Here is an 18289-nt window from a genome sequence, read left to right as displayed (position 1 = left end):
AAATCTGACAAGGCGCTTTGATATTTGGATGATGAAACTTATTTCACATTCCCGATAAACACTCTCTTGGTAGTAGTTACACCGTCATTCTTCACTTTTACAATCATATAAGCAGCTTCCAGATTCGGAATCTCCTTAGAATAGATAGTAGAGCGACCGAACTTCTCACTGCTGATTAGTTGACCGATGATGTTGTAAAGTTCAATCTCTGCTTCCACCTTGGTTTGACCACCGAAGTCAATAAACACCCGGTTGTCAGCACTCCAGATAGGAAGTTTGTTGCTTTGGATAGTAGTTAAGCCCGTAGCTTCTCTCGAAGTAATCGTCACCGTTTGAGTGGTTACTGACTTACAACCCGCTTCGTTAATCACGGTTAGCGAAACAGTATAAACGCCCTCGCTGGTATAGCGGTGAGAAGCATCTATGGTGCTGGCAGTATTTCCATCGCCGAAGTTCCATTCCGTAGTCACTACACCTGTGTTCTGAGAAGTGAAAGTGATTTCTTCTTGTGTCTTAGCCAGATTACTGCTGGCGGCGAAAGCCGCGACAATAGATTGTTCTCCGCTCACCTGTATATTCTTCATCACCGTGTAACCGTTGTTATCACGCAAGGTCAGTGAATAGACACCTGCATTGGCGCTCATGTTGACCGGTGAAGAAGCGTTCAGCGTTCCGGTAGAAACTACTGTACCATTCACATCAGACAGGCTGTAGTTCCAGTTGGAACTTCCCGGCTGCTCGATTTGAATCATACCGCTGCCGCTACAAGTTGCATCGCTGGTCAAGATTTGAGCAGGAGGAGTGAAGTGTAGCACAAAGCGATCCTGATTATCGGTAGTCTTGGTAGCGAAAGTATAATCGCCGTCTCTCATATTATGCCATACACCGGTCTGCTTGTCTTCTAAGAAGATGTAAGAAGTCGGATCAAAGGACTGGATACCCACAGCAGAGATTTTCATCATACCGTTCGCTTCCGGTCTCAAGCCCATAGGCACTGTAGTAGCCTGATGAAGAGATGGAAGAGAATTGATCGCATAGCCACGATTGGCGTTCATGTGTGTGAACAAGGTCGGTCTGCCCGCCTGCCCGCTTGGTTTGCTCGCATCAAACTGAGCATCGAACCCTTCCGTTGCTTCCGGATTAAACTCTACGGTTGTAATATCCTTCACTCCATTATAATCAACTTCCAACACCAAGCTATTCTCAATACTTGTGCGGAAGAACGGAATACCAGCGTAGCTTCTTATCCGCTCTGATTGAAAGAAATCAAAGCTACCGTTATTTCCTGCAGAAGTTTTCAAAACCATGAAAGCCTGAAAAGGAGCTATATAGATGTGCGGGGAAATACCTATTTGGTACTGCTGCCAGCTTCCGGAGTAAACACCGGAGGTCATCCATACCTGCACCTGATTAGAGAATCCGGCACGAGGCGTGGTTAAATCAATCACCGAAGGATAAGGGTTGCCCACCAGATTCCATCCCGACTCAATAGGATTCAGTACGGATTGAAGCGTAGGTACGGCAACGCTGCCTTTGTTGTTTAAGCCGCTCACCGTCAAATCACCTGTATTCGGGGGGCCTATCAGGCTCCTAACCGTATCTCCTTGCTGGTAGGATGAATAGCCGCGACCATTGTCCATCGTGCCCTGACTTTTGATTTGCCAGTTGCCTAATTTGCACTGTCCCGGAGCCATATATGTATCATCATAAGAGAACACCGTTCCATAAGGAGAATGGTAAGCACTCTTTGTTTCATCGCAGTAAACATCCGGCTGAACAAATATCCCATTCGGGCCGCTGCCACCTAATTGTTTAAAGGTAGGAGCATTCACCGGCGAACTCATATAGTGTTGGTTGAATCCTCTGGTTGGAATAAAGCGATCCATATAAATATTGCCCGTTAAAGTACCGGCAAAACCCGGGGTGAAATCATCTAAATAAGCACAATGTATAGAGGAGTAAGACATAAGATGCAAGGTGCCGGCTGTAGTGTTGAGGTCGCCGATTTTTAATTGCACTCCACCTCTAACGGTCACAAATGCGCCACTGGCTAATACCACACCTAAGGAATTGTCAATCTGTAAAAGATCAAACCTAGCCTTTCCTGAAATGGTCTGAACAAAGCCTCCGTTTATAGTTACCAATCCATCACCTGACACGACCGATTCAACACCCGTTCCTGCCGTTACCGTCCAGTCGCCGCAAACACCCAAAGATTGACCTTGAAGCGTGATAGATGCACCTGCTGCAATCTCCATATTACCTACCTGAACATCTGCACCAGCGATTACGGGGAATCTTGGCGCATTGGAATAGATTCTAATCGTAGCACCACAGATATTCGGCACCGCTGGAGGAGCCCAGTTGGTGTTCTTAAACCAATCGGTACTGGTAGCTCCCGTCCATTCACTAAGACATAAATTAACCAGAGAAACTCCAATCATAGGCGTAGAACATCCGGCGGCGCTCGTTCCTACGGCAGAGTAGGTACCTGTCGTATTAAAATATCCAAAACTAACCGGCGCATTGATTCCTCCAATAGGGCTGCCAACCGGAGTGACCCCATCTCTAATCAACTGGTAATTGACTCCAAACTGAGAGCCTGTTAAACCTATAATAGCCGGAGTACAAGCGCCTCCCGATACATCATAAGCCACAGGCATAGGATTCACGGTCAAAACCACCGAGGTTCTCGAAGCGCTCACACAACCCGTACCAGCTATTCTTGATTGAGCATAGCGAGTAATGGTGGTAGGTGAAGTATAAGTAGTACTGTTAACCTTGTCGGCTGTTCCTCCGGTAGAAGCCACATACCAGTCTATTTCATTCCCTGCGCTGGTGGCACTAATAGTTCCCGGCGCCAAATCAGCACAAACGGAAACATTGCCTCCGCTGGTAGGATTAGCCGGAAGAGGATTCACCAAAGAAGAACCCGTCATAGCAATATTAGGACATAGAGCGTTGGAAGCCAAAACGGTATAGGTTCCGGCGGTAGCCTGTGAGCCGAAATTAAATGCTGCACTGCTGCCCGCAACCGGACTGCCTACATTGGTCACCCCGTTACGGACTAACTGGTAACTAACTGTATTGTCATCTGAACTGCTCAGTCCAACTAAAGCAGTGCCGCACTGAGTGCCACCGGTAACATTATAAACCGCAGGACTGGCATTAACCGTTACCTTAGTAACATTAGATATTCTGTAGCAACCGCCGCTGATTACTTTAACCGAGAAATAATGACTGCCTGCCGTCAACGATGGCCCTGCCGTATAGTTGGCACTGGTAGAAGCCCCTGCTGCATTACCTCCGTTGCGCAGCCACTGATAAGTAGGTGAAGCATTCGTAGTGCTGGAAGTGAATGCCAGTGTTTCATGCGAGCAAATCGTTTGACTAGCTGTTGGTGAAATAGTAGGCGTGGTCAATTTAGGAATCCAATTATATACTCCTTGGGTATTAAAGTATGGAAATAATCCACCAAGCACAGCATTATAGAACTGTGGAGTAGTAAAGCCTGAAGGGCTAGCAGCACAAGTAAAATTCAGAACTGCGGCAGAGGTATTTGTGTTAGCACCTCCATTAGTAGCTACATCCCAACCGTATTGCCCGGCGTTGCTACAAGGAACACTCAGATTATTAAAATCAGTATTCGATGCGCCTCTTATTCCGACCTGTGCTGTGTATAAATCTGCGGCCTGTACATCACCGGCAGTATATTGGAAGCTAATGCCATGATTGGCTTCGCTAAGCGTAACAAAGAAGGACATTTTAGAACCGACACTGCCACCAATACCTCTAACATTATCCCATAATACCGTAAACTTACGACTTCCCGCAACACCCGTTGTTTGATAAGAGAGTGCCGCTCCCGTTGCGTCTGTCAGGTTCATTCCAAATGGAGAAATAACCCCTTCTAATACCGAACTGGAAGAGATAGGATTATATTCAGTAGCCGATGGATTTACGCTTCCAAACCAAAGGAATCCATTCGTGCTGATGCCGACTGAGTTATAGACAATGCCGTTGTAATCAAAATTGAAATTGAGTGGTATATTGGTATAAACTGCATCGTCCACCATAGATAAAGCCGTGCCACCCGTAGGTGCGGTCCATAACGGCGTAGTAGTTTCCGAATAAGCATATCCGCAACTAACACTGGCCGGTGTACCCAAATTAACCGATACCGTAGCCTGAGCTGTGTGAAAGCACCCTGTATTATCCTCAGCCGTCACCGTATAGGTTGTAGTAGTAGCCGGGCTAGCATTTACAGTCGCGCCATTGGTGGTGTTCAGCCCGGTACCCGGAGACCAAGTATAGCCGTTGGCTGACGGGAAAGAAGCATTCAAGTTCACATTGTCCCCCGGTACGATGAAGGCTCCGTTTGGAGTCATCGTCACCACATTATTGTTCACCGTTACGGTGACCGTTTGTGTACTAGAACAGTTGTTGACATCTGTACCCGTTACGGTATATGTTTGTGTTGTGTTGCGTGTAGCGGTGACCGAAGCGCCCGATGTGCCACTCAATCCGGTTCCTGGCGACCACGTATAAGTGTCCGCACCGCTGGCAGTCAATACTTCACTAGCTCCTCTGCAAACTGTAGGAGCCGCAGGATTAACACTGATAGAAGGCAATGGATTTATGGTAATCTTTAGTGTTAAAGAAGTAGTGGTGGCCAATAAGGCAGTACAAGAAACCTTACAACGGAACCAAGTGCTGGCACTCACCGTACCAGTGTTGTAGGTAGCGCTTGTAATAGTTCCGGATGCTGGACCCCAAATTCCCGGAGTACCGCTTACATCCGGGGCACTTTCCCAAGCATATTCATAGGTATCAGACCCTAATCCGATTAAGGATAAGATAGCAGTTCCTGAACCGCAAAAAGTAGATTTAATGGTGCTCACCGTGGCCTGTGCAGGTGTGGAGCTACAAGGAGCCACACAAGCTGCCTGTCCGGTTACTACCGCAATTTGTGCTCTGGGGCCTTCGCAACCCGATACGGTTTGCGATACATAATAATACAACGTTCCAGACGCAGCGGTGCTTGGTGTTGGCGCAGTACCTGAACCCGTGCCGCCGTAAGAAGCAGTGTACCACGACAGACTTGAACCGGTAGCGGTCAAAGCAGTAGCAACATCGCCCTTCATATAGTTGACAGGTGTTGAAACTGTTGGCGCCACGGTAGCACAAGAAACCGCCTGAACGCCTACACTGCCGTTTCCTAAATCTATAGTCAAATCTACCGTCTGTCCATCGCCCCCTGCCCCTAATAAGGTAGGAACTGAACCGCAGGGTGATGAGATGGAATAACCTATATTATGATTACTGCGAACACGTATTGTATGTGTTCCATCTGTAGCACCTAAAGGAACCATAAAAGAAGTTGTAATAATATCACTAGTAAAAGCTGTATTAGCAACCATTTGTTCCCCTGCATCAGCGAAATCTCCATTATTATTCCAGTCAACCCAAACAGCCATGTTAAAAGCATAACCGTTTTGGTAAGTGTTGACAGTTAAAGTGTAGGTACTTCCTTTTGTAAGAGGAAAGATTGTTGAAGTTGCATCTATATATTTCGGTCCTGCGCAACAATTACCAGTGTATGAGTTAGCGCCAAATGAAACAGAACTAACACCTCCTGCTCCATAAGTCGCTACAGTGCTAGCATGCGTAGCAGAACAATAAGAAAGAGAAGGAACAACAATTAATCTACTGCCAGCAGGTGCTGTCACACTAGGGGTTTTGTCATTGGTACCTGAGTTGTCCGTAATATTAATTTTAGTCACCGCCGCATCAAGTACATTAGCCAAAGTGGCATTTAAATTAAGGTCATAAGCCACCCAAAAATAATTGGTGCCCGATAGCAAGGCCACATTTCCTGTGGCGGTCAAATTTCCGGCAAAGGAGGTAAAAGTGCTGCCAAACTGTGTAGCGCTTGAAAAGGTACTGCTAGTACCGGTGTAATAAATTTTTGCTTTGGTAATATCGGTAGCCGTATTCGTGCTGCCGGAAGTGTTGAATGTTATAGAGTTTAAAATAGCCGCCGGGTCAACACCACCCCCCACAACAACCTGAAGCTGGACAACCGGTTGAGCCAGAGAATTCTGCCGCACGTCAGTTGCAATTTGGGCAACAGTGCTTGAAGTATAAGTAGCAGCGTTTCGCGTAGCCTGAATGTTTGTAAGAGGCGAGTTGTAGTTATAGCAATTCGGAGAAGCATTATATTCGAACACCTTATAATAGTAGGTAATCCCCGAAGTTAGCCCCGTTACCGGAACCGATACTGTTCCTGCATTATTGCCATTATAAACCACAAAGTTGCCGGTGCCGATTTGTGAACCCGTACCAAAGGCTAGGTTAGCTGTGTAGCTGGTGTTATAAACAGGGACATCATCCACATCAGAGCCTGCTTTTGCCAAAACTATGGCATGGGTGCCGTTACCTCGGTTAAAGGTAAAGGTCATTTTGCTATAATCTGTGCAGGTATAAGCTATACTGGAAGCCTGCACAGTAGGATAACAGCCCGAGGTAGTGAAATTACCCGTTACTCCAGTTGGGAGATAACAGTTCGAAGCAGACTTAAACGTATATACTTTGTAGTGGTAGGTTGTGCTTGGAAGCAAACCGGTAACGTTGACCGAGCCTCCGGTAGATGCCTTCACCACATAATTACCGGTCCCAATTTGGTCACCCGAACCGAAAGCGGCATTCGCTGTATATCCGGTTACTTGGGCCGGGTCTGAACTGACCGCCGAACCTTGTTTCATTAATACAAAACTAGCACCATCTCCTTCCGTCCAATTGATAGTGGCAGAAGACATATTAATAGGACTGGCAGAAACACCGGTAGGCGGATTAGAAGGCTGCACACATAAAGGCGTAGTGAAATTGCCGGTCAATATATTGTCCAGTTTGTAACAAGCACTGGCACCGCTGCCTAAATATTCATAAACAGCAAAGTAGTATTGGGTACTATTGGTAAGGTTAGTAATAGAAACACCCGCTGCATTCCCATTATAGACCACAAAGTTGCCTGTTCCTATCTGGCTGCCACTGCCGAATGCGGCATTGGCTGTGTAACCGTTAGCTGATACAGGATTCGCATTGACTGCTCCTCCGGCATGGGCCAAAACAATTACGTTGGTGCCGTTGCCTCTTGTAAAAGATATATCTGCGGCGGTAGGCAACACGTTATTGGAGTTAAACGAAGTGGCCGAAATGTTAGGTCCGGTGCAGCCCCCGGTGATGGCGACCCGATAATCTTCTGTTTCACCCCTAGACCAACCAGCGGTCAAATTAGTACAAGCGTCTCCTGTTCCTACGGCGGCTCCGAATAGGTGTCGAATGCGCATGGCAGTTGTGCCCGAGGGGGCATTGCTAGGAACCGTAAAATTGATGTTAGCAGTCGAGGGTAATACTGGCCCAAATGTGCCGATAGACTCACTGGCATCAAACACTCCATTTTGATCATAATCAATCCAAGCCCGAACATAATTCAATGGGGTGCCAAGATTATTGTTGTCAACACCAATAACCGTAACAGCCAAGTTATAATTTCCCAAAGCAACCAATCCGGCATTTGAAACCGGTGTTGGTGCAGTATAAAGGGAATAGCAGGGGCCACCAAAAATTCCTGCGTCTATCACAGTGCTAGTATTACTTATTATCGGACTGGCAGGTGCGCCAATCGCTACCTTTGTAATACCCATATCAGTATTATTACCCGAAGCATAATTTCCGGTGCAATAACAAGTCAGGAAGTCTGCATTGTTTACAGTACCTTCGTTGGAACGGGTAGTTTGACCCGAGCTAGGACAAGTCACATCACATTTATAATACGTAGTAGGATATGGCAGGGTAGTAGGAGTATTAAATGTATTGTTTGTTGAGGTGCCGCCGGTAGCGTTGGTGTAGGTTCCATTGGGAGCATTCGACTGCAACCACTGATAGGTATAACTCGAACCAACTAATACGCCAGAAAGCGAGAGGGGGGCACTGGTACCGGCACAAGGAGTAGCGCCGGAAGCTGTGGTTAAAGCCGGCGCTCCTGTACAGGAGGCTGCCGAGGTAATGTTCATTTGAATATTTGTCAGGCGGGTAGTTTTGATATTGGTGCCTGGAAATGGAGTGGCACAGGCGGAACCTGAAACCATCATACCCATGTGATTACTGCCTGGGAAATCCGTATATGCAGCAGCGCCCCAATTTGAATAACTGCCAGTAGTATTATTATCACTATAACACACCTCAATGCATAAGTTGCTGCTTCCATCCCATGTAAATGGCGTAGCAAAAGTTGGAGAGGTAATCCATCCGGTAGCATCCATTAGAAGAGAGGGGAGGGTATATACCGTCGTCATGGTACCGGTATAATAACCTCCTGAAATATCTGCTTGGGCTACATTCGCCATTTTCACCGTATAATTAACCGCCTTCATTCCGCCGCCTACTGCGCTGGTTACGTTAAACGCCCAATCGTGAATAAAAGCGGCACTCGGAGTAAAGCCTGCGGTCGTCATCGCACTCTCAATCATGGTTTTGGTATAAATCATTTGCACCTTTTTCCCGCTGGCAACGGCTCCGGTTAAGCCATAAGGAGAAGCAGCTTCCACCGTTACTCCCGGGTCTGTATCTGAAGCTGGGTTACCCGTACCAGTACCAACTTTGATCAGGGTAGGGACTTGTGCCGAAACGCCTGCATCCATCGTGAGGAGCGAAAACAGAATAGCCGGAAGGATCAATAACCGGATTTTCGAGAGTAAGGTTCCGAGTTTGGTCTCTTTAAAGAACAGAGATTTCCGCTCGCTTGTGTTACTTTGTTTGGTAGTTAGAACGTTTGCAAAACTGTTTGTCATAAATAGTTATTAAATTGTGAGTGGAAAAATTTATACTGCCTAATTTTGATTAAAATACTCTCTAAAACTCCGTTTGTCAAGCCCACTCCAAACCCATGCGTCGAAAAATACTACCGTGAGTGGCTCCATTTGCTTATGTAAAAATAATCATTGGATTCAGATAGCCCCAATTTTGAATAAAAAACATTACAGGCTACTAAAAACAGACCTTGTATATGGCAAGAATCATGCCAGAAATGAATCCACGAGCTGTTTAATGTGCGGTAGGCAGTATGGGTAGCATTAAAATAGGTGTTATTATAGAACCAAAATATCATTTGACAATTTTGCATCCATAAAAACAATAGTACGCTCAGGGTGCACTAAAGAAAAGACGGATTTTGGTCTTAAATGACAAAGAAAATAGACGGAATTTTAAACTACAAAAGTCTTGAAGACTTTTGTAGTTTGCTTTTGTAGTTGGAATTAGACTTCTTCAAAAAATACCTTTCAGGGCTAAAGCCCACATCTTTGCTATTCATTTTCCCAAGGAGTTCTAAACTACAAAAGTCTTTGAGACTTTTATAGTTTTTACTTCCCGATAAACAATCTCTTGGCGGTAGCCATACCGTCATTCTTTACTCTTACAATCACATAAGCAGCTTCCAAATTCGGAATCTCCTTCGAGTAAATTGAAGAGCGACCAAACTTCTCGCTGCTGATTAACTGACCGATGATATTGTAAAGCTCAATCTCTGCAGCCACCTTGGTTTGACCACGGAAGTCAATAAACAACCGGTTGTCAGCACTCCAGATAGGAAGTTGGTTATTTGGGATCGCAGTTAAGCCGGTAGTTGAGTTGGATGAAGCAGTAAAATTACCCGTTGCTCCAGACAGGAGATAACAGTTCGTAGAAGTGTTAAACGAATATACTTTGTAATGATAGGTTGTATCGGGAAGTAAATTGGTAACGTGGATCGAGTCTCCAACAGATGCTTTCACTACATAATTACCGGTTCCAATTTGTGAGCCTGAGCCGAAAGTAGCACTCTCTGTATAACCGGTCAACTGAACCGGGTCTGAATCAACCGCTGAACCTTGTTTCACCAATACCAAACTGGCATCTCCATTCCCCGGTGTCCAGAGGATCGTAGCAGATGAAGAATCAATGGAACCGACAGAAACGCCGGTAGGCGGATTAGAAGGCTCCACACATAAGGGGGTAGTGAAATAGCCGGTCAATGAATCCATCATTTTATAACAAGCTGACGATCCGCTGCCTGCATATTCATAGATGGTAAAGTAGTATGGGGTACTGTTAGATAGGTTAGTGAGTGAAACAATCACCGTGCCTGCGGCGTTTCTATTATAGACCACGTAGTTGCCTGTTCCTATCTCGCTGCCACTGCCGAAAACTGCATCGGCGGTGTAGCCGGTACCTGATAAGGGGTCTGCATTGACAGCTCCTGCGGCACGGGCCAATACAAGTGCGCCACCGGTTCCATTGCCTCTTATAAAAGAAATATCAGCCGAAGTAGGCAACACATTATTAGAGCTAAACGCAGTGGCCGAAGTGGATGGAGGGGTGCATGGCCCGGTGATTTCCACCCGGTAATCTTCCGTTTCGCCGGCATCCGTTGCACCGGAGAAATTAGTACAAGCATCACCCGTCCCTACAGCTGTTTGAGAAAGGTACCGTACGCGCATAGCCGTGGTGCCCGAGGGGATGGAGTTGGGAACAGTGAAGTTGATATTGGTGGTAGAAGTGCCTGCTGCGCTAGTAAACGAGCCTAAACTTTCAGTCGCTTCAAAAACTCCATTCTGGTTATAGTCAATCCAAGCCCGGACATAAGAGGTCTCCTGATTAACAACCGTAACCGCCAGGTCATAAGTATCTGAAACAGCCAAGCCGACAATTGAATCCGCATATAAGGTATAGCTGGTGCCACCAATACCTCCGTCCACCACAGTGGAACTATTATTTATTGTCGGACTGGCGGGTGCGCCAATCGCTACGTTGGTAATACCGCGGACGCCCCAATTATTTGTAGCATAAGTTCCAACGCAATAACAAGTCAGGAAGGGGGCATTGCTTACAGTGCCTTCGTTAGAACGAGTAGTTTGACCCGAATTAGAACAGCCCACATCACATTTATAATACGTAGTGGGATATGGCAGGGTAGTAGGAGTATTAAAGGTATTGTCGGTTGAGGTTCCGGCAGCGTTTATGTAAGTTCCACCGGGAGCATTCGACTGCAACCACTGATAGGTATAGCCCGTGCCACTTGTCAAGCCCGAAAGCGAGAGAGTAGAACTGGTACCGATGCAGGGAGTAGCACTTGATGCGGTGGTTAAAGCCGGCGAACCGGAACAGGGAACTGCCGAGGTAATGTTCATTGCAATATTTGTGAGGCGGGTGGTTGGCGTATTGGTGCCCGGAAATGGAGTGGCACAAGCGGAACCTGAAACCATGAAACCCATTTGATTACTGCTTACGACATCCGTATATTCAGCCGCGCCCCAATTGGAATAGCTGCCAGTAGTATTATTATCACTATAACACACCTCAATGCATAAATTGCTGCTTCCATCCCATGTAAATGGCGTAGCAAAAGTTGGAGATGTAATCCATCCGGTAGCATCCATTAGAAGAGAGGGGAGGGTATAAACCGTCGTCATGGTACCGGTATAATAACCTCCTGAAATATCTGCTTGGGCTACATTCGCCATCTTCACCGTATAATTAATCGCTTTCATTCCTCCGCCTACAGCGCTGGTTACGTTAAACGCCCAATCATGAATAAAGGCGGCACTCGGCGTAAAGCCTGCGGTAGTCATCGCGCTCTCAATCATGGTTTTAGTATAAATCATTTGCACCTTTTTCCCGCTGGCAACGCTTCCTGTTAAGCCATAAGGAGAAGCAGCTTCCACCGTTACTCCCGGGTCTGTATCTGTAGCCGGGTTACCAGTACCGGTACCCACTTTGATCAGCGTAGGGACTTGTGCTGAAACGCCTGCATCCATCATAAGGAGCGAGCAAAGGATAGCCGGAAGAATCAAGAAACGAAGTTTCGAGCGTAAGGCTCCGAGTTGGAACTCTTTAAGGATCATAAATTTTTGCATGCTGGTGTTGCTTTTGGGGGTAGTTAGAATGTTTGCAAGATAGTTTGTCATAATAGATATTGAATAGTGGATGGAAAATTTATGCTGCCTAGTTCTAATTAAAATTCTCTCTGGATTTTCGTTTGTCATGCCCACCCCAAATTCCCGAGTTGAAAAATGTTTTCTTGAGTGGGCTCATTTGCTGAGGTAAAAGTAATTATTGATTCTAAATAGACTAAATTTTAACTTAAAGACAAAAGGAAAGAAGAAAGAAAATTAGACCTGAATAGAAACAAATAGAGTTTTCTATCATTGTGGCAAGAATGAAACATCCAAAAAAAGAAGTTATAAGCCGAGTCAATCATTCTACGTTACACCGCTATGCCGGAGTTCTTGTTTTTTTATTTGCTTCTCTGCTTTATGTCAATACGGTTCCAAATAATTACTCGCTGGATGATGAGTTTATAGCTCGGCAGGAATATTCAGCACAGAAAGGCCTGAAGGCTATTTCTGAAATACTGACGACTCCCTATTTCGTTATGGGCGGAAAAAAACATGAGGATTATCGGCCATTGGCCAAGATTTCCTACGCGATAGAATTTATATTTTTTGATGAGAATCCTCACATAAGTCACTTCATTCAGGCACTCTTATATGGCGTGGTTTGCACGCTCTTGTTTTATCTCCTTGGATTGGTCTTTCCCTCCTATCATTCGCTGTTACCTTTATCAGCAGCGCTGCTGTTCGCCGCCCATCCCATACATACCGAAGTGGTGGCCAGCCTGAAAAACCGGGAGGAATTGTTTTCACTTCTTTTTTCTTTTGGAACGCTCTATTTCATGATCAAGGCAATGAATGAAAAACGGAAAGTGTTTTGGATTTTCGCCATCATTTCATACCTACTGGCGATTATGTCCAAGCAGAGTAGCTGGATAGTGGTTTTTTGGGCACCGCTGGTTTTATACTTTGCTCATCGCGATGCCAAGCCTGTGTCTTTGTCCTTTATCGGTTTGGGCTTATTGCTGGTCACGGTCGCTTATACTCTGGTCGTTCAACATTATATACTGAACGCCCCTCTCTTCTCTACCGGCAGAACCTACGATTTTGTAGAAAATCCATTGACGGGCAACCCGGATTTCTGGCTGCGCACCGGTACCAGTATGAACTGTCTGGGCTTTTATCTTACTAAGATGATCTACCCACATCCGCTAAGTTGGTATTATGGATACGACATGATCCCATTACAAAAAATTTGGGAGCTACGGCCTTTATTTTATCTCGCTGTTCATCTTGCCCTGTTTGTTTTTGCCCTATTCGGAATCCGTGAGCGCCGTCCATTTTCGCTGGCCATTCTAATGTATCTGCTCGCCTTGGCTCCCTATTCAAACATACTGTTGCTGGCACCGGGTATCGTGGCGGAACGACTTGCCCTTTTTGCCTCGGTGGGGTTTTGCCTCGCTCTTGCGCTGCTGTTGTTCCGCCTATCAGAAATTGACTACAGAAAACCCTTAGAAAAAATAAAGCCGCTGTTTTGGATTCTACTGGTTCCCGTGTTGCTCTTCTATTCAATCAAAACATACTCCCGAAATGCCGATTGGAAAGATTATCTCAGCCTTTTTGGTGCAGATATGGGGCATTTGGAAAATTCCTACGTGGCGCATAACAATTATGCCGAAGCATTATTTGATGCAATAAAAAAGGGACAACAACCGGCAACAGAAGAGACGCTCCAGAAAGTTATGAACCACAACAATCGCGCACTTGAAATTTATCCGAATGGAGATGCCACCATGGCGAGAGTCGCTCAAATTCTTTCCGGAGTTTATCACAATAATACGGAAGCGGTTAAATACCTAAGAAAAGCAGTGGAACTAAAACCGGAAAGTCGCCAATACCGTTACGACCTAGCCTATTGCTACTTCAGTATGAAACAATACGATTCCTCCGCTGTATATTATAAAGAGGCGATTCAATTAGATACTACTTATCTGGCGCCGATGGTTGAATTAGCTGTCCTTTATTCAGAAATCGGTCAGCAGGACAGCGCTATTTATTATAACCAAAAAGCGTTGCAGCGAGCACCTAATCTGGAAGCAGGCGTTGCCAACATGGGCTTCTTTTATAAAAAGGCCGGTGATTCTGAAACCGCCCGAAAATATTTTGAAAAGGCACTAACCATTAATCCCAAAAGACAGGATGTGGTGGATGCTATCAAAGAAATAGACATTGCGGCTGAAAAGCCGTCACCATAAAGCCGAACAGGTATAACACGGCTTAATACCGACAAAACACATGTTTTCAATTAAAATAGTGTAATTTTCAGTCAATATAGACAAGAAAATCGCTCTATTTCTTTCAACAAGCAATCCGAGCTATATATAATGTATGAGGCGAGGCCTTCGTCAAAACTCTTAAATACATCTTCGACTAAGAGAAAATTCCCGGTCAGAAGCTATAAGCAGCCGAAAAAGCAGTAAATCCCACCAAAAACGTGTGCTCTTATGACTAAGAGCTACATATTATAGCGTATCGTAAGCTATCTGGCGCACCCTAAGGGCTATTTGACACCTGTATTTGGCTAACAGGCACCGAATAGCAGCTATTCGGTACCGATCTCTTGCTAACAGGCACCTGTCTTTAGCTAACAGGGACCGAGTAGCTACTAACAGGGACCTGTCTTTGGCTAACAGGGACCGAATAGCAGCTAACAGGCACCTGTCTCTGGCTAACAGGGACCAAGTAGCTGCAAACAGGGACCTGTCTTTAGCTAACAGGGACCGAGTAGCTGCGAACAGGGACCTATCTCTTACTAACAGGTACCGAATAGCTGGAGATGGGTACCGAATAGCATTCCGCCTGTCAAAAATGGAAAGATATTCAGACAATTTGTCAACGCAAACTACAAAAGTCTCCAAGACTTTTGTAGTTTTCTGTTTGGGTATGGACGGCTATTTATTTCTTAATCAGTTGAAATCGTACAGGAGATTTTTGCTCATCAAACTGCTCATAATACCTTGTTGCAGACTCCGCCACTCCATTTTTTTCATCTTCCGGTTCTAATTGTATGGTAATGATGTCGTCCATATCCTTATAGATGTTCTTAAGCATTCTTCTGACAGGCTTAGCGTTGGACTCATAATCCCTTTTTTCAAGCGTGTATAGCTGGTTTTCCATGTTCTCCTGCCCATCGCAAAGTTTGAAACCAAAATTTTTATTGTACGCGATCGCATGAGGATTAGTTTTCAGCGTTTTACAGTTTACAAATAAGTTTTGCATGAAATAAAAATTCAAGTCTGACATCAGGACCGAAGCAATGACCGGATAGTGCGTATCCACATATTCGTCATCCCAAATAAACATGCCGGCTTCACAACGATTATTAGTCGGTTCCTTCGCATGAATCTCCCCGATACGCTTCCCCTTGTGCGACATAATCAAGTAAAGATATTGCTCGATATTATTTACCCTTTGAAACCAGGCTTGCTGCATTTCGGGCGTTATATATTCCCGGTATTCCATGCGGCTTCTGATCTTGTCCGCATTCCTCCACTGTCTTAACTCTTCGATATGCTCCTGCCTGAGCCGCTGAAAAACTAAATCGTATTGATAAATAATCATCAGACCTCTTCAGCTATTAGGTATAAAGGCTTATTCCCCATATATCCGGCGATATGATATAAGTAAGCAAACAACAAGCCAAAACCCAAGGTAAATAAGACCGACAAAAAAGCCAGAATGGCAACCAATATCTCAATGGATAGTTCGCCTGACATGAAATAGTATAGTGCAGAAGAAGAAAATATTAACCCAGCCAACACAAAAGAACCGATAAAAATCTTGTAGGGAATTGCCGAATAGGCAATCACCGATTTCATGGTCATTTTCATCAGGCGCCAAGTGGAATAGCCAGACCGGTTGCCGGTTCGGCTATAATGAGGCACTTCACAATAACCAATTTTCGTGCTGTACCATGATAGAACCACATCAATAATCACATAGTATAACTTATAGGATTTCAAATGATGGGCGAGTTCTCTTTTCATGAGGCGAAAGGCAGAAGTCTTGGGTACTTTTTCATCCAGCAGCCACGCTATTGCATATAGAATCTGAAGGCTCCATATTCTAATTGGGCTTTGCTTTTTAACCAGCGGCAAACCATATACCACATCAAAATTGCCTTCAAGAAGTGTTTGATGCAATAATGGAATGGATTCCGGCAAATACTGCAGGTCATCATCTATGGTTACTATATATTTCTTGGTGGCATGATTAATCCCGCACAGGGTTGCATTATGTTGTCCGAAATTTTTTGATAGTCGAATGCCTTTTATCTTATCACTATATTGAATCTTCAGATTCTTTATCTGTTCCCATGTGCTCTGATTGCTACCATCATCAACCAGTATTATTTCCACCTCATCATTTACAAATGTTTTAAATGATTTCTCGCAAAGCACAGATAATGAGTCAGACGAATTATATACAGGTACTACTATAGAAAAAGAATGCGTCACCTGTTGCTACTCATTTGTGATTTTAGAAACTAAGCCCAATAAATAGCCACCATCCAGAATAATATTCTGTCCCGTCAGCCATCTTGATGCTGGAGAAAGCAAGAACACCACCATATTCGCAACATCTACGGTTTCTCCAAAACCTAACAAGTGCCTGGCTTCCACTATTTTTTTGTATTCCGCCCTATCTCCCCCAAATGCTTCCTCCAATATTCCGGTTTTAATAAGCGCCGGTGAAATGCAGTTAGCCCTTAATCCAATTGAAGCATATTCCGATGCCAATACTACACTATAGTTCTCCAAGGCTGCTTTGCTAGCTGCATACATGGCTCCTCCCCGGTAGGGATACGTCCCTGCAAAGGATGAAATAAAAACTATAGAGGCCTGCGGCTTTACTTTTTTACCACTTAGGAGCGCGGACATGAGCAAGACTGCGGAAGTAAAATTTATGTCGAAAGTTTCATTCACTTTCTTTCGGTTAATATATTTTATCGGAAATGGAGAAACTATTCCTGCGCAATGAACCGCACCATCTAATAGGGGCACATAAGCCGCGAGCTCTTTTACCTTGTTATCATCGGTTAAATCACAGGTGAAAGAATCATGTCCTTCGCCCTCCAGTTTATTGAAAGTATCTTTCAGTCTTTCTTCACTTCTTCCCGTAATCACCACTTTGCCACCCATTTCAGCGATACTGATGGCGCATTGCGCTCCGATTCCGGCTGAAGCACCGGTAACGAGAATTGTTTTCCCGAGGAGATGAAAGGGCGTTTTGTCTATCATAATTCAATTAGGTCAACGCAGATGATTTTGTCGGTATGCAAGATACAGGTGCCCCAGGATAATCCTACCCCAAAACCGCTGAGTAATAATCGCAAAGGTTTTTGTTCTAAATCACTTTTCATCTCGGCGACCATAGTTAAAGGAATAGAAGCAGAACTGGTATTGCCGAATTTGCCAATAGAGTAGGGAACTTTCTCTTCGTTTATTTTCATCATCTTGCGGAGCATTTCATTCATTAAGCGGTTTGCCTGATGCAGTACAAAATAATCAATATCCTCCATCCTAGTTAATGAATATGCCAGTGTTTTTCGGATGTTTGGAATGACTTCGCGCAGAGCGAAATCGAAAACATCCGCACCATTCATTACTAAATCCAAAGGTCGCCTTTCAATCCCCTTTCCAATCTTTTGCACTTCCAGAGAGGATTTATCAATCAGATGTTTTGCACCTCCATGAGGAATAATTATATTTTCAAATCCACTGCCATCACTTTGCAAGTTGAAAAACGCACTCGATGCAGTAGAGTGATATTGAAGCGCGGTAGCGGTACCGGCATCTCCAAACAAAGGGTAGGTACTTTTATCTGTTGGCGAAGCAGATATGGATGATTTGTCTCCGGCCAACAACAATGCTTTTTTAATACTCCCGCTTTCCAACAAAGCACTGACCAGCGACAATCCATATACGAAACCGGAACAGCCTAAGCCGACATCAAACGCCATACAATCTTTTGAAAGCCCCAGCCTGTTTTGAAGGATGATTGAACTAGCTGGCACAAGGTAGTCGCCAGATTGGGAAACGAAAACCAAAGCATCCACTTCTGCTTTGTCCCACTCAAGTTTATCTATCAGTTGTTGAGCCGCTGCGAAACACAAATCAACGGTGGTTACATCCGAGGGTGCTATGCGCCTTTCTACCACACCGGTAGCCTTGATTAATTCTCTCCTTTCTTCCTCGCTAATCCATTCATAATCTGCATTGCGGACTATTTGTTTGGGCACGCAGGCACTCACCCCGGCAATTCGGACATTATGGAAAGAAAGTTGCGCCATGGAGATT

At 44.9% G+C, this 18289-nt stretch carries 7 protein-coding genes; 1 reads left to right on the top strand and 6 read right to left on the bottom strand.

The genetic code is table 11. From position 1 onward, the window contains the following. Positions 1 to 38: 38 nt before the first annotated feature. On the bottom strand, positions 39 to 8852 hold the full coding sequence (locus IPP77_09405; GenBank protein ID MBL0309870.1) for a PKD domain-containing protein: 8814 nt from the start codon (positions 8850 to 8852) through the stop codon (positions 39 to 41). Between the two features lie 570 nt (positions 8853 to 9422). Next, positions 9423 to 12005, bottom strand: a complete 2583-nt coding sequence (locus IPP77_09400) for a fibronectin type III domain-containing protein (protein ID MBL0309869.1) — start codon at positions 12003 to 12005, stop codon at positions 9423 to 9425. A 251-nt stretch (positions 12006 to 12256) separates the two neighbouring features. On the opposite strand from IPP77_09400, the gene IPP77_09395 reads away from it, so the two are divergent. Next, positions 12257 to 14185, top strand: coding sequence for a hypothetical protein (locus IPP77_09395; protein MBL0309868.1), 1929 nt, complete (start codon positions 12257 to 12259; stop codon positions 14183 to 14185). A 700-nt stretch (positions 14186 to 14885) separates the two neighbouring features. Here IPP77_09395 and IPP77_09390 read toward each other — a convergent pair. From IPP77_09390 to IPP77_09375, 4 genes are read right to left on the bottom strand one after another with little or no spacing between them, the layout of a single operon-like run. Further along, entirely contained in the window at positions 14886 to 15551 is a 666-nt protein-coding gene (locus IPP77_09390; protein MBL0309867.1) for a GNAT family N-acetyltransferase, read from the bottom strand. Then, positions 15551 to 16447: a glycosyltransferase gene (locus tag IPP77_09385; protein ID MBL0309866.1), complete on the bottom strand. Its 897-nt coding sequence runs from the start codon at positions 16445 to 16447 to the stop codon at positions 15551 to 15553. The genes IPP77_09390 and IPP77_09385 overlap by 1 nt, the downstream gene beginning before the upstream one ends. A 6-nt stretch (positions 16448 to 16453) precedes the next feature. Then, positions 16454 to 17230 carry an SDR family oxidoreductase gene (locus IPP77_09380; protein MBL0309865.1) on the bottom strand — a complete coding sequence of 259 codons (777 nt, stop codon included), beginning with the start codon at positions 17228 to 17230 and terminating at the stop codon, positions 16454 to 16456. Further along, positions 17227 to 18282: a ketoacyl-ACP synthase III gene (locus IPP77_09375; GenBank protein ID MBL0309864.1), complete on the bottom strand. Its 1056-nt coding sequence runs from the start codon at positions 18280 to 18282 to the stop codon at positions 17227 to 17229. Before IPP77_09375 ends, IPP77_09380 begins: the two co-directional genes overlap by 4 nt. Positions 18283 to 18289 lie beyond the last annotated feature (7 nt).

It is taken from the genome of Bacteroidota bacterium, assembly GCA_016722375.1.
Taxonomy (GTDB): Bacteria; Bacteroidota; Bacteroidia; order Chitinophagales; family LD1; genus Bog-950.
Note: the sequence above shows the minus strand (reverse complement) of the source record. Positions and strands in the feature narration are given on the sequence as shown.

Coding starts and splice junctions, on each gene's coding strand:
- IPP77_09380 (MBL0309865.1), bottom strand. CDS start 17,230: ATGATAGACAAAACGCCCTTTCATCTCCTCGGGAAAACAATTCTCGTT.
- IPP77_09400 (MBL0309869.1), bottom strand. CDS start 12,005: ATGACAAACTATCTTGCAAACATTCTAACTACCCCCAAAAGCAACACC.
- IPP77_09395 (MBL0309868.1), top strand. CDS start 12,257: ATGAAACATCCAAAAAAAGAAGTTATAAGCCGAGTCAATCATTCTACG.
- IPP77_09390 (MBL0309867.1), bottom strand. CDS start 15,551: ATGATTATTTATCAATACGATTTAGTTTTTCAGCGGCTCAGGCAGGAG.
- IPP77_09375 (MBL0309864.1), bottom strand. CDS start 18,282: ATGGCGCAACTTTCTTTCCATAATGTCCGAATTGCCGGGGTGAGTGCC.
- IPP77_09405 (MBL0309870.1), bottom strand. CDS start 8,852: ATGACAAACAGTTTTGCAAACGTTCTAACTACCAAACAAAGTAACACA.